Here is a 14,606-nt window from a genome sequence, read left to right as displayed (position 1 = left end):
AAATACATGTCAGAACAACCAACCCAGAGCGCTTTAGGCGACGTCGCCGCACGAACGCTTGCCAATGCGACCAAATCGGTGCCCATGCTCAGCACCATCAGCCCGCGCTGGCTGGTGCATTTGCTCAATTGGGTGCCAGTCGAAGCCGGTATTTACCGCGTCAACAAGGCTAAAGACCCAAATGCGATTACGGTCGATTGCTCAAACAAGGACGAAAAAGAACTGCCAGCCACTTTTGTCGATTACGAAGAATGGGGCCGTGAATATGTGTTGAACGCCGTCAATACCGTGGTCGATGTACACACGCGTGTGTCTGACCTGTATAGCAGCCCGCACAACCAGATTAAAGAGCAACTGCGCTTAACCATTGAAGTGGTCAAAGAGCGCCAGGAAAGCGAACTGATCAATAACAAAGAATACGGTTTGCTCAACAACGTGGCCAAGTCACAAACGGTGAAAACCCGTAACGGCTTCCCTACTCCGGATGATCTGGATGAATTGCTGACCAAAGTGTGGAAAGAGCCTGCGTTTTTCCTGGCACACCCGAAAGCGATTGCCGCCTTTGGCCGTGAGTGCACCCGCCGTGGCGTGCCGCCACCAACCGTGTCGTTGTTTGGTTCACAGTTCCTGACCTGGCGCGGCATTCCACTGATCCCTAGCGACAAATTGCCTATCGTCAATGGCAAATCCAAAATCCTGTTGCTGCGCGTGGGCGAAAGCAAACAAGGCGTGATTGGCCTATATCAACCAAACTTGCCTGGCCAACAAACCATGGGCTTATCCGTACGTTTTATGGGTATTAACCATAAAGCGATTGCGTCTTACCTGGTCTCACTGTATTGCTCACTGGCAGTACTGACCGAAGATGCGATTGCCGTACTGGAAGATGTCGGAGTTGACCATTACTATGACTACAAGTAATTCACTCGATTTAGCGAGCTTTGAGCCTGAGGCCATTTTGGCCTCGTTGCCGGGCGAGCATCCAAAGATGACGGCTGCGCTTGGGGTTGGTCGCGAGTTGGAAAACACAGGCGTGCTGGATACGGCCACCCTGACCCAACTGGTGAATGACCTTTATGCCGAGGGCTTTCCAGCCACAGCGCCATTTGCGGCAGCAGACTTTGCGCAATCACTGGCAAGTTCACACACGCCACAACCATCGGTGCCCGCCACAGACTCATTGACCACCAAACTGGGCAATGTGGGCGGCAACTCTGTCGGCGCAGCTTCGCCGAGCTATGTGCAATCGCAAGGTCAACCTGTCACGCAAGAAGCACAGGCGCAGCAGCTCACCTATGCGCCAGGCGTCGAAGCACTGGGCAGCGATCCGCTGCATAACCATCCGGCACACCTGAACGTATTGCAGCTAGACGCCGCATACCTGGCGCCTGCGGCCTTTGCTGGCCTGGGCATAGAGATTCCTTACCAACAGGAGCTGGATCGCTGGTTGGGTTTGGGCACGAGTCAGACACCATTATCGGCCGCCTCAACGCAACCGTCCAACAAATCGTCTGCTGGCAGCGCGCAATCGTTTTATTTTTTGCAAGCGGAGCCAGCCGTCATCGGCAGCCTGCTCGCCTCTGCGCACCCGGCGTTTGATGTGCATGCCGTGCGTCGTGACTTTCCGATTCTCAACGAACGTGTGAACGGGCGTCAGCTGGTCTGGTTTGATAACGCCGCGACCACGCACAAACCGCAGGTGGTGATTGATCGTATCAGCTATTTCTACCAGCACGAAAACTCCAATATTCACCGCGCCGCGCATGCGCTGGCGGCAAGGGCGACGGATGCTTATGAAGATGCGCGTGAAACCGTGCGCCGCTTTATCAATGCGCCGTCGGTGAATAACGTGATTTTTGTGCGTGGTACCACAGAAGCGATTAACCTGGTGGCCAAAACCTGGGGCAAAAAACATTTGGGCGCTGGTGACGAGATTGTGGTTTCTAACCTTGAGCATCACGCTAACATCGTACCCTGGCAGCAACTTTGCCAGGAAACAGGCGCGGTGATCAAGGTGATTCCAGTCGACGACAGCGGGCAGATTTTGCTCGAGGAATATCAAAAACTGCTCACAGCAAAAACCAAGCTGGTGTCTTTCACGCAAGTCTCCAACGCCTTGGGCACCGTCACCCCGGCGCAGGAAATGATTGCCATGGCACATCGTGCTGGCGCCAAGGTATTGCTGGACGGCGCGCAATCAGTCTCGCACCTGCGTACCGATGTACAAACGCTGGATGCAGACTTTTTTGTGTTCTCAGGCCATAAAATCTTCGGCCCGACTGGCATAGGCGCGCTGTATGGCAAAGCGGACGTGTTGCAAGACATGCCTGCCTGGCAAGGCGGCGGCAATATGATCCAGGACGTGACGTTTGAAAAAACGGTCTATCACGCGGCGCCTGCCAAGTTTGAAGCAGGCACTGGCAATATTGCCGATGCCGTTGGTTTGGGCGCAGCGCTGAAATATGTGGAACGCTTAGGCATTGAGAACATCGCCGCCTACGAGCATGCTTTGCTTGAATATGCCACCGCCGCCATGCGCCAGATCCCGAAATTGCGTCTGATAGGCACGGCCAAGCACAAGGCCAGCGTGCTGTCATTTGCACTCAAAGGCTATCAGAGTGAAGAAGTCGGTGCAGCGCTCAATGAAGAAGGCATTGCCGTGCGCTCTGGCCATCATTGTGCGCAACCGATTTTGCGCCGCTTTGGGGTAGAAACCACCGTACGTCCTTCATTGGCGTTTTATAACACCTATGAAGAAATTGACCGCATGATTGCAGTGCTACAGCGACTGGCGTCTTATCACGCCTAACGCGGTTTATCCTGGCAGCCATTCACCGGCCGGTGAATGGCTGTTTTTTTTCCTGTGTCCGCCAATCATCGTCAGTTGTGACATTCTGCCCAACCCTCTGTAAAATCCCCCTATCAACCGATCGGTTGCTGCCCTCTATATACAGAATATTGACCGATGAAATTTGATCCACGCAATAACAAATTCACCTCAATTTTTACCAGAGAGATGCTGGAAGCAACGCTGCCGTCCGTGCTGCTGATCTGCCTGGCGCTTTTTTTTGCCTATAAATTTATAGACCCGGCGCCACCCCGCAAGATTGTGATCGCCACCGGTGAGTCGGATCTAAACTACAACGCCTTTGCCGCTATTTACGGTGTTTATTTGCAAAAAGAAGGCATTACGCTCACATTGCGCAAGACCTCTGGTGACACCGAAAACCTGCGCTTGTTAAAAGACTCGGAGTCGGACGTTGATATTGCCTTTATCCAGGATGGCGTGGCCCACAGCGAAGGCGCTGGATCACTACTCTCTTTGGGCAGTTTATATTATCAGCCAGTGTGGATTTTTTGCCGTTGCAAAGCCAGCACTACGCATTTATCTGCGCTCAAAGGCAAGCGTATTGCCATCGGCTATGCGGGCAATGGCACACACACCTTGGTCAGCACCCTGCTTAATGAAAGCGGAATTAACGCCAGCAATACCAGGCTTGTCGAGATAGGCGGTGAAGAGGCAGCCACGGCCTTGCGCCAAGGTAAGCTGGATGCTGCCCTGTTTGTCGATGTGGCCAATTCGGGCATGATTCATGAAATGGTGACGGACAAACGCCTGCGCTTACTCAGCCTGGACACCGCAGAAGCCTTTTCACGCAAATTCGCGTTTATGCACCACCTGGTATTACCCGAAGGTGCCATGGACCTGGCACGTAATACCCCCAGCCACGATGTGCATCTGGTCGCCCCGACCGCCACGCTGGTGGTGAAAGAAAGCATGCATCCGGCCCTGGTTTACCTGATGATGAAAGTGATTGCTGAAGTACACGGTGGCCCCAGCATGTTTAATAGCAAAGGCGAGTTTCCATCGGCCAAGGATACCGATTTTCCACTGAGTACGCAGGCGCTTAACTTTTACAAGTCTGGCTTGCCGATTATTGATAAATACCTGCCGTTTTGGGCAGCAACGTTTGTGAACCGGACCTTGATCGTGATTTTGCCATTACTGGCCTTGCTGATTCCGCTGACCAAGATTATCCCGATGGTGTATGTGTGGCTGGTGAAACGAAAACTGTTCCGTTATTACGGTGAGTTGCGCTTTCTGGACACGCAGTTACAGGAGATCAAAAACGCGGAAGACGTGCAGGAATGCCTGGATAAGCTCAATGATATTGAAGCCAAAGTGGTTAATGTGAAGTTACCAGTGCCGTTTTCACAATATGCCTACGAGCTGCGCGCGCATATTGAGCTGGTCAGGTCTAAACTCAACCATCACAAGTTTCAAGCCACAGCAGACAGCTGATTGCAGCGCTCAGGCAGGCCTTGCATTCACCCACTGTTGCAAGGCTTGCTCTTCCATGGGCTTGGCGTATAAATAGCCTTGCACCAGATCGCACCCTAAACTCTTCAGGTAGTCGGCCTGCGCTTGTGTTTCAACGCCTTCTGCCACAATCTGGTAATGCAGGTTTTTGCCGAGCACTACAATGGCACTGGTCACCGCCTCAGAGCGCTCTTTGCCAGGCACATCATTGACAAAAGAACGGTCTACTTTTAAATAATCACCGGGAATGTCGCGCAAATAGGCCAGGCATGAATAACCAGTGCCAAAATCATCGATGGCGAGCTTGACACCCAATTGTTTGAGCGCCTGCAAGCTATCAGTGCCTTTACAATCAGAGTGTATCAACGCGCTCTCGGTCAGCTCGATCACCAGGCGATCAGCGGACAAGCCGGTTTCACGTAATACTTGCAGCACATAATCGGTAAAACCTGGTGAGCGTAACTGCATGGGCGAGACGTTCACCGACACTTTGGCCTTGCTCAATGCCCCTTCTTGCCAGGCAGCCACCTGCTGGCAGGCCGCTTTTAACACCCAGGCGCCCATAGGTACAATCAGGCCGGTCAACTCGGCCACGCCAATAAACTTGGCAGGCGGCACCACGCCTTGTTGTGGATGTCGCCAGCGGATTAATGCCTCTACACCAACGAGCTCACCCGTTATAAAGTCCAGTTGCGGCTGGTAGACCAGGTAAAATTCCTGATGCGCAATCGCCGCTTCCAACTCGCTGGCAAAGGCCAGGTCCTCCGGCGGCAATACCTGCTCATGCATCACGCCTTTACGATAATAAGTAAACGTCATGATGCAGACGACTGAGATCAACGCCAGCGTGATAATCAAAGGTGTCAAACGGTAGTCGTGTTTAAAATACACGCCCACGCCACCCAACACGATGGCACACAAAAACAGCAAGCTGACAATCCAGCGCAGGTGCTTGCCAGTATCGTCCATCAATAGCAGATAACTCATTGAGGTTTGAGAGACCTGCTTGGCCAGCAAGGCCGAGGCACACAGCAAACCGCCCAGGCAAGACAACATGGAAAGCTGTCCATAGGCATCCGGAATACCATAAGCACGCGCCAGCAAGCCTGTCACCGGCAGCAGCAATGCAACACTGAGCACGGCCTGGCTGGCACGGTTACATTGATAGTGGCACAGCAAAAAGCCGACGATCACCAGCAAAGACATACCAAAATCAGTGGCAATCTGACCATGACTGACCACTTGTGAAAGACTGTTGATGGAGGCGATATGGCTAAAAGAGGCGTGGCTGCTTAACAACCAATAGGCTTGCAGCCCATAGCCGAGCAACACGCTACCGATGAGCCATCCGATCATGGCATGTTCACGCCTGGTGTCATAGATAACGCGCAAACTCACCATCACAAAAATGAGATAGCTCACACTCTGCAGCACACTTAATTCAAACGTGTGGTGCAGGTCACTCAATGGGAACCCTAGCAGCACGCTCACAATGCTGGCGAGCGCCAGCCAAGGAGAATACTTCTGTACCGTTCTAAGAAATCGATGCCGCATGTACTGGCGTTGCGTTGTACATTCCTGAACAGTTACAGCTGACCAGTCAATGCTGGATACTGACATGTTGCCCCCTGTCTCGATCTATTATTATTGCCCGCGCTGGCAGGCAGTTTTGTTTTACTATAGGCGCAATTAGATTGAGATCAACATAAAATAAAACAGGGTTTTATCATCCTTTAAATCAAATTAAATTGATACTCATGGATGATTTGCTATGAAATGGCATGAAATTATAGATAAGCAAGCAAAGAGATCGCGCTTCAGCGACTGGTGTTCGCCACCCATGATGATGGATTTTCAGATTCTGTACTGACAGCAAGGTCGTTAGCCACCCAATGCTCTAAAGCTGGTGCTTCCAGCGGCCGCGAAAACAGGAAACCTTGTGCGATATCGCAACCTATGCCTTTGAGAAAACTGGCCTGGGCGTCGGTTTCGATGCCTTCGGCAATAATGCGGTAATCCAGGCTCTTACCCAGACTAACAATAGCCTGAATCACTGCCTCGGCCTTGTTATGGCCTGGCAACTCCATCACAAATGAACGGTCAACTTTTAAGTAGTCTCCAGGAATATCACGGAGATAAGACAAGCACGAATACCCGGTGCCAAAATCATCAATAGCCAGTTTGATGCCCGCCTGTTTCAAGCGATGCATGATGCGGGCATTTTCGCCATCATCCTGTACAAAAGAGCTTTCAGTCAGCTCAACCACCAGGCGCTGTGGCGGTAAACCGGTTTCAGCCAGAATGCGTAAAATATCCTCTACCAGCGTGCCGGACTTGAGCTGCAAAGCAGACACATTCACAGCCACTTCCATCTGTCCCAATACCGGGTGATGTTTCCACTGCGCTGCCTGCGTGCAAGCAGTTCGCATCACCCATTTGCCCAAAGGCACAATCAAGCCGGTGAGTTCGGCCACGCGAATAAATTTTTCAGGTGAGATCACACCTTTTTCGGGATGCCGCCAGCGCACCAGCGCCTCAACGCCTTTTAACTTACCCGTATTGAAATCGACTTGTGGTTGATACACCATGAAAAACTGCTGACTATCCAACGCTGCTTCCAATTGGCTAGCAAAGTCCATATCCGTGGCTGGCAGCACTAGGTCGGTGCTTTGCCCTTTGCGGTAATAAGTCACCGTCATCGTATAGACAATCGCCAGAATCGCCACCACCACCAACGCTGGCAATGCACGCATATTGTCTTCAAACTCGACGCCAGCCCTGGCCAGCATGATGGCAAAAAAGCTTAAGAACACAATGCTGAAGCGTATCTGCTTGCCGTTATCGTCCATCAACAATAAATAACTCATGGGCGGATGCGACGCGTGCCTGGCCAATAAACCAAAGGCACATAACAAACCACTCAGGGTCGCCAATGGTGGCATCAGGCCGTAAGGGTGGGCAATGCCGCACAAAAAACCCAGTAGCGGGATCAATGGAATCATCACCGCGACACACAAAATTGCCTGACTGGTGGCTAGCCAACCAGAACGCTGGAATAGATAGGAAATGGCAATCAGGCAAGCCAGCAAAGCGCCTGAGGCATATTCCACCAGCCTGGAGTCTTGTTGCACCTGTAAGTCATTCGCAATGCGCAGCAGATGCGCGGTATCGTTAAAATCGGCAGCATAAGGGGAAAGCTGCACCATAAACAAACTGATGGTGACCAGTGACATAGTGAGCATCGCCAGATTGGTGCGGCCGTTTTCCAGCAGCAAATTGTAGCTCACCAAAATAAACGTCAGATAAGTGAGTAATTGTGCCAGCCAGACATTGTTATCTACATCTAACAGGTAATGTGGAAAGCCCAGTAAACCGCAGACCATGCTTGCCATGGCCAAAAAATGAGTATGGTCCTGTACTTTACGTACAAGACGATGACGCATAAACTGCCGCTGCGTTATATTTTCACTGAGTGGCGCTGCCAGTTCGCCAATCCCGGTTTGACTCATTATTTACCTTTTAACCGCTATCACCACATTATTCTGAGTCGTCGACACAGAAAAATTCTTGAGTCAGGTCATTAAACCTTAACTATCAAGAGTGTTATCGGTTAAATAAATGGATAAATTTAGACCTATTTTAAAATAATTTAATAGTTGGTCTACCGTAAGTTAGGCAGCTTCGAGTACGCGCTGCATACCATCGGCACTATTCCGTGTATACACCACCTTGAGGCCGCGTTTGTGTGCCACATGCTTGATACGGTACATCATGGAATGATTGAGCCAGCCGGTGACCAACACAATCACATTGACGTTTGCCGGTAGCTCGCGTTTGACATCACCGGGCTTTCTGCCTGTCCAGTGGTCGATTTTGGCTATCCCCTGCGCATGCAGTACCTGCTTGATGCCTTCAATACGGTCACCACCAATCACTAATGCTTTTGACATGAAACACTCTCCTTTTGTAGAGAAAGAAAAAGGCATTGGGTAAATGCCTTTTTCTCAAATGAACAACTCAATTTCAAATCTTATTTCTGGTAAATCTCGTCAAACACACCACCATCGGCAAAGTGTGTTTTCTGTGCTTTTTGCCAGCCGCCAAATGTTTCATCAATCTTGATCAAATTGACCTTTGGAAACTGTTTTTCGTATTGCTTAGCCACAGATTCCAAGGTTGGGCGGTAGTAATTTTTCGCCGCGATTTCCTGGCCTTCTTCGCTATACAAATACTCCAGGTAAGCTTTTGCAACCGCTTCAGTCCCATGTCGCTTGGCATTTTTATCAACCACCGTCACTGGCGGCTCAGCCAAAATCGACAAGGATGGCACCACGATATCAAACTTGTCCGGGCCCAACTCTTTCTGCGCCAGGAAAGCCTCGTTTTCCCATGCCAGCAACACATCACCAATGCCGCGTTCGACAAATGTGGTGGTTGAGCCACGCGCACCGCTATCCAGCACCGGCACGTTTTTAAACAGCTTTTTCAAAAAGTCTTTAGCTTTGGCATCGTCGTTATTGTTCTGCTTGAGCGCATAAGCATAAGCAGCCAGGTAGTTCCAGCGTGCACCACCCGAGGTTTTCGGGTTAGGTGTGATCACGGAAGTGCCTGGTTTCACCAGATCATTCCAGTCCTTGATGTTTTTCGGGTTGCCTTTACGCACCAGAAACACAATGGTAGACGTATAAGGTGAGCTGTTATGCGGCAGACGCTTTTGCCAGTCTGGCCCGAACAAGCGGCCTTTGCTGCCCACTTCGTCAATATCGTAAGACAAAGCGAGTGTCACCACATCTGCCTGCAAACCATCAATAACAGAACGCGCCTGTTTGCCGGAGCCGCCGTGTGACTGCTTGATCACGACGTTATCGCCGGTTTTGGCTTTCCAGTATTTGGCAAATGCATCGTTGTAGTCTTGATACAACTCACGCGTCGGGTCGTAAGACACGTTGAGCAGGTTGACGTCGGCAGCCCAGGCAGCTAATGGCGTGATCAGTGCTGCGATCAGCAATGCCTTCTTAAAAGTTGGATTAAATGACATATAAGTCCTCTATTAGAAACCGAGCAGGGTTAATTCTGTGTAGAAAAAGTCTGAGCTGTTTGAACGATTCTGGTCAAACGTTGCAATGTTTGTCGCATTGGCACTGACCGCATTTTTCACAAAATCACCGGCCCAGAAGTGCGCATAGCCCAAATTGAGTGAGGCATACTGATTCAGTGGGAAACGCACGCGCAGGTCAAACTCTTTACCCAGGTCACTGCCAGATTTGCCCGTTCTGTCACGCAGGTTCGCACCCGCATTCCAGCGATCGGTTGGATCATCCAAACGGTACCAGCTGAAACCTGTATCGACTTTAACGTTGTTTAAGTAAGGTACTTGTGGATCAAATTCCAGGCGTACTTTTGACGCACGAATGTTCTCCATCTGGATGTAATCGTTGTTTGACCATGGACGGGCAAAACCGAACAAGCGGTCAAAACGTCCGTTGTCGCTGAAGTCATTGCCTGAAGCAGTCGTTTTATCGCCAGAGGCTACGCCATAAGAAGCACTGACACGCGGTTTCCATGGATGCTTGAAGCTATAACCAACTTCAGCATTGTAGGCAAAGGCATCATGATCTACATTTCTGTAACCAATCGCATTGCTGATAAAGCGCTGCTGATGGCCCCATTGCTTTGCATAGTTCGCGTCGTAGTCCCATTGCGTGCCAGGCACTACACCAAACACACGCACACCACCGGTGTGAATTTCGCGATCAATGGTTGCCTGGTTTTGCTGTGCGGCCGTATAAACACTACGATCAGAATACAAGTTACCGTTGGTATCGTATTCAACCTTGTCGCCATTCTGCTTCAAGAGGAAATAATAAGGTTGGATAGTCACGTATTCAGACCAACGACGCCAGTCACCAATCACGCCATAGAAGTTCTGCGAGTGATCAACCTCATCCAACTTATCAGTAAAACGTTGAACCGGTTGTACGGCAAACGCCTCCAACTGCCAGTCATTCTTTTTCTCACCAATGTTGGCACGCACGCCCTGGAAAGTATTGGTCGTGTTGCGCCATTCGTTACGCGCAATCAGGCGGCGATCCAGACTTTCCCAGGCCAACCGACCACCTCGCACCCAAAATGGGCGGCTGTTACCCAGGTCGTCCTTACCAAAGATACTGTCTTTGTAATACAGCTCCAGATACGCTTGTAACACATCCGCCTTGTCCACATCGCGCGTATCGTTGCTACGTGTGTAATCACTATGGTTACGACGGGAGTCTTGCACTTCAACCGCGAAACGGAATGGATCCAGAATATTCTTCAACCCCAGGTAAGCACGTGAACGCAACAAGAGTGGATCATCAATATTTTCTTGCGCACGTCTGAAATCGTTATCACGATGCTCGTAACGGGCACGATATTCGAAACCAATATCCAGCCAGTCAATATCCGCAAAACTGTCGTAGTCTTTCAACCATGTCTTGTTTAACTGCTTCACATAGCGCGGTGGCTCGGTTTCTTTTTGCGTACCATAGCTGCGACGCTCAACGTAATAGCCATTGGCCGCTTTGGCAGCCGCTTTTTCTTCTGCTTTAATTTCTTCTAAGCGTGCCTTTACCTTCTTTTGTTGCTCAGCATCCTCTACTTGTGTCTCTGCCAGCTGCCCCTCTTCTGCTGCCGAGGCCACGCCATTACCCAGCCACCACACACCTGCGGTTGCCAGTGCAAGACTTATTTTCTTTAACTGCATGTATTATCTCCCGTAAATTAATGACTTCCAGCAGCCTGGTCAGTGCTCAGTAAAATCATATCAACTACTTTTTGGGTTTTACCTGGTGATCAAAGCGGACTTTCTCGCGCCGCTCAATTTGTGTCACCCGCCCATCATGTACCGTAATTTCAATCGAACCATAACCGGTATCCTGCTGCACTGCCGTAATAGCGGCCGCCACGATAGCCAGTACAGCCTCGTCCGTTTTTGTTTCCGGTTTGTTTAATACTGTAGACATGACGCCCCTCACTGCATTGAATAAACGGCATTATTTCAGACTATTTATATTTTAAAAAATAATTATTCGTTATTTTTATATTACTTTTAGATATATAAAAAATAAAAAAAATCCCGCAAGACTGCGGGATTTCAATTTAAGTTTTGATACGTTTGTTGTTAGAAGTTGTACTGCACTTGTACGCGCAATGCATCCGCTGTGAAACTTTGATAATCCAGCGTACCAGCACGGTTACCAGTCACCAGGTTATTACGCTTCATACGGTGGTATTCAGCCATAATTTCAACCTCTGGTGCAAGTTGCCACTCCACACCCAACTCCCAATCATTCACATGGTTCTCAGGCGCGTTGGTTTCTGCTTTGTTATAACCATCGAAGTACTGCCATTTGACAAATGGAATCAAAGTACCATTAGTCTCTAGGAATTGGAAATTGTCGATTTTATACATTGCCTGTACATAACCACCCTGCAGACTTTTCTCTTCAATTCTGTTTTGAGCAGCATCCATACCTGGTGTAGTACCCCAGTTCCATTCAGCTTGCAGACCGAATGGTTGTGGATACATCACAAAGCTCACACCAACGCGCTGGTCTTTAAAGCCTTTAGCATCTTCAGTTGCAATGGTAGGCGTACGTGTTGCACCAGTATTGGCAGATGAACTCACGTTAGTATTACCGTTGAAATTATAACGACCCGTTGTTGGTGCATATTCACCATGATAGCCTTGAATACTGGCTTCGTAGATTTGACCGGATTGCGTTTTCCAAGGGTAAGTAGCACGCGCTACCACATGGTAGTTGTCGTTCACATCACTGCGGTTCGCGCCTTGGCCGTTATACATACCCACACCAACCATACCGTAGTTGCCAGAGTGTTTCAGGCCTTTATCGTTGATTTCTTTAAATAATGCTTGAACATTTTCTGGTGTGTAGTAGTAGAACGCACCTGTATCACGCTCATCACGCACAGCACTGTTCATCGCATCTACACGATCCATCGCCAAACGGTTAGAGGACGATTGCAGGTTTTCGAAACCATAAGGCACTTTAGATTGACCCACACGCACACGGTGTACTTTAGCCTTATCAATGTTGATATCACCGTAAGCGTCACGAAGCTGTGCAATGTTGTTGGTACCACTAGCAGATGATGCAAAGTCAGGCTGGATGTAGTAGCTCAGGTGGTCACCAAAATCACCAAAAATAATGATACGTGCACGACGAATCAAAAAGTTTTTGTCTGGGTTGATAGAGTCATCAGTACCCACTGAACGGTCAGACCATAAATCAACCGGGTTCGCTCTATTGTCACCATCATTACCAATCATTGCTGTGACGCGGTTCTGCACATAACCACGCATATTCACACGGCTAGTCCAGCTTTTGCTTTCCTTCTTTTTCTGCACTTCAACTTCATTAGTACGGCCCTTCATCAACAAAGCGCCTTCTTCTTCAGTCAAAACACCTTTGCTAATCAACGCCTGAACGAGGTCAGTGGTTGAATCAGCATAGGCCGCAGACGTCAAACCTGTTAACAAGCCACCAGCCAAGGTTGCCATCAACAAACGACGAAACTTCAAATTCATTTTTATCCCCTGTTATAAGATTACAAGTGTGTATCCGGGGCGTATTTTGAATTTTCAATATGACAGTTTGATGACAAACCTTACATATTTCTTACAGGCAGACTATTAGTAACAAAAAAGCCACCCTCGTCGGGTGGCTCTATGTTATTTTGATTGGTTTAGCTTTCCGCGCGCATATGCGGGAACAGAATCACATCACGAATGCTGGGGCTATCCGTAATCAGCATCACCAGGCGGTCGATGCCAATGCCGCAACCACCGGTCGGCGGCATGCCATATTCCAGCGCACGGATAAAGTCAGCATCGTAGTACATGGCTTCCTGGTCGCCTGCTTCTTTGGCTTTCATTTGGGCATGGAAGCGCGCGGCTTGGTCTTCTGCATCGTTCAACTCGCTAAAGCCATTGGCCATTTCGCGGCCGGTAATAAACAGCTCAAAACGTTCAGTGATTTCAGGGTGCTTGTCTGAAGCACGCGCCAAAGGCGACACTTCCACCGGGTAATCAATAATATAGGTTGGCTGCCACAGCTGGCTTTCCGCAGTTTCTTCAAACAGGGATAACTGTAGTGAACCCAAACCAGCATGGTCAAACGGCTTCACACCAAACTTCAATAACTCCTGGCGGATGAAATCAGCGTCATTGAGCTGCGCCAGTGTGTATTGCGGCGCATACTTTTGAATGGCACCGACAATGGTCAAACGTTCGAACGGCTTGCTTAAATCGACTTCTTTGCCAGCATAGCTCAATACCGCTGTACCGTTGGCTGCAATCGCTGCCGCACGGATACATTGCTCGGTAAAATCCATCAACCATTGGTAGTCAGTATAAGCTGCATAGAACTCCATCATGGTGAACTCAGGGTTATGACGCACGCTGAGGCCTTCATTACGGAAGTTACGATTGATTTCAAACACGCGCTCAAAACCGCCCACAATCAGGCGCTTCAGGTAGAGCTCTGGCGCAATACGCATAAACATCTGCATATCAAGCGCGTTATGATGCGTGACAAATGGCTTGGCTGATGCACCACCAGGAATCGGGTGCAGCATGGGCGTTTCCACTTCAAGAAACTCGTTGTCATTCATAAACTGGCGAATCGCCGCCACAACTTTTGAGCGCGCTTTAAACGTGGCGCGGGTTTCTTCAGAGGTGATCAGGTCAACATAACGCTGGCGGTATTTGATTTCCTGGTCTTGCAGGCCATGGAATTTTTCCGGCAATGGGCGCAGCGACTTGGTCAGCAAACGCAGCTCGGTCACATGCACCGACAGCTCACCAGTACGGGTTTTAAACAAGCGTCCGCGTGCGCCCAGAATGTCACCCATGTCCCAATGTTTAAAGCGCTCGTAGAGTTCTTCGCCTATTTCATCACGTGCAACATACAGTTGAATACGCGCAGTGCTGTCCTGGATGGTCGCAAAACTGGCTTTGCCCATCACGCGTTTCAACATCATGCGACCAGCCACCACAACCACAATCTCTTGCGGATCCAGCACTTCTTTCTCTGTGCCAGCATAAGTCTCTTGTAAAACAGCGGCTTTATGCTCAGGCTTGAAGTCGTTAGGAAAAGTCGCTACTTGTGCAGATTGCGCTTGTTCGCGCAGCAGGCGCAACTTTTCGCGACGCTCTGCAATCACGTGATTCTCATCAACGACTGACTCTGTCGCGTTGTCTGGGTTGGAGTGTTGTGCTGTCATA

The 14,606-nt window shown here is 49.7% G+C and carries 11 protein-coding genes; 3 read left to right on the top strand and 8 right to left on the bottom strand.

Annotated features, from left to right (window positions below; translation table 11 throughout):
* Window positions 1–6: 6 nt before the first annotated feature.
* From INP78_RS12845 to INP78_RS12835, 3 genes are all read left to right on the top strand, one after another.
* Entirely contained in the window at window positions 7–921 is a 915-nt protein-coding gene (locus tag INP78_RS12845) for a family 2A encapsulin nanocompartment shell protein (RefSeq protein WP_194742594.1), read from the top strand.
* Window positions 908–2,809 carry a family 2A encapsulin nanocompartment cargo protein cysteine desulfurase gene (locus INP78_RS12840; protein ID WP_194742593.1) on the top strand — a complete coding sequence of 634 codons (1,902 nt, stop codon included), beginning with the start codon at window positions 908–910 and terminating at the stop codon, window positions 2,807–2,809. The genes INP78_RS12845 and INP78_RS12840 overlap by 14 nt, the downstream gene beginning before the upstream one ends.
* A 156-nt stretch (window positions 2,810–2,965) precedes the next feature.
* Complete coding sequence (locus tag INP78_RS12835) at window positions 2,966–4,303, top strand: TAXI family TRAP transporter solute-binding subunit (RefSeq protein WP_194742592.1); 1,338 nt, start codon at window positions 2,966–2,968, stop codon at window positions 4,301–4,303.
* A 9-nt stretch (window positions 4,304–4,312) separates the two neighbouring features.
* Here INP78_RS12835 and INP78_RS12830 read toward each other — a convergent pair whose 3' ends face one another.
* The 8 genes from INP78_RS12830 to lysS form a co-directional block, all read right to left on the bottom strand.
* On the bottom strand, window positions 4,313–5,941 hold the full coding sequence (locus INP78_RS12830) for a bifunctional diguanylate cyclase/phosphodiesterase (RefSeq protein WP_228522885.1): 1,629 nt from the start codon (window positions 5,939–5,941) through the stop codon (window positions 4,313–4,315).
* A 197-nt stretch (window positions 5,942–6,138) separates the two neighbouring features.
* Window positions 6,139–7,830, bottom strand: a complete 1,692-nt coding sequence (locus tag INP78_RS12825; protein ID WP_194742591.1) for an EAL domain-containing protein — start codon at window positions 7,828–7,830, stop codon at window positions 6,139–6,141.
* A gap of 162 nt (window positions 7,831–7,992) precedes the next feature.
* The gene (locus INP78_RS12820; RefSeq protein WP_194742590.1) at window positions 7,993–8,271 is read right to left on the bottom strand and encodes a DUF2325 domain-containing protein; all 279 of its coding nucleotides are present in this window, start codon (window positions 8,269–8,271) and stop codon (window positions 7,993–7,995) included.
* A gap of 80 nt (window positions 8,272–8,351) precedes the next feature.
* Window positions 8,352–9,359, bottom strand: coding sequence for a sulfate ABC transporter substrate-binding protein (locus INP78_RS12815; protein ID WP_228522884.1), 1,008 nt, complete (start codon window positions 9,357–9,359; stop codon window positions 8,352–8,354).
* Window positions 9,360–9,371: 12 nt separating this feature from the next.
* A complete protein-coding gene (locus INP78_RS12810) occupies window positions 9,372–11,063 on the bottom strand; it encodes an alginate export family protein (RefSeq protein ID WP_194742589.1) in 1,692 nt (563 codons plus the stop codon).
* Between the two features lie 64 nt (window positions 11,064–11,127).
* Window positions 11,128–11,322 (bottom strand): YezD family protein, encoded by a 195-nt coding sequence (locus tag INP78_RS12805; RefSeq protein ID WP_194742588.1) that lies wholly within the window; start codon window positions 11,320–11,322, stop codon window positions 11,128–11,130.
* Window positions 11,323–11,480: 158 nt separating this feature from the next.
* Window positions 11,481–12,908, bottom strand: coding sequence for a porin (locus tag INP78_RS12800; protein WP_194742587.1), 1,428 nt, complete (start codon window positions 12,906–12,908; stop codon window positions 11,481–11,483).
* 158 nt (window positions 12,909–13,066) lie between these two features.
* Window positions 13,067–14,605, bottom strand: coding sequence for a lysine--tRNA ligase (lysS, locus tag INP78_RS12795; RefSeq protein ID WP_194742586.1), 1,539 nt, complete (start codon window positions 14,603–14,605; stop codon window positions 13,067–13,069).
* Window position 14,606: the final 1 nt, after the last annotated feature.

Origin of the sequence: Methylophilus sp. 14 (assembly GCF_015354345.1) — a bacterium.
Lineage (GTDB): Bacteria > Pseudomonadota > Gammaproteobacteria > Burkholderiales > Methylophilaceae > Methylophilus.
Note: the sequence above shows the minus strand (reverse complement) of the source record. Positions and strands in the feature narration are given on the sequence as shown.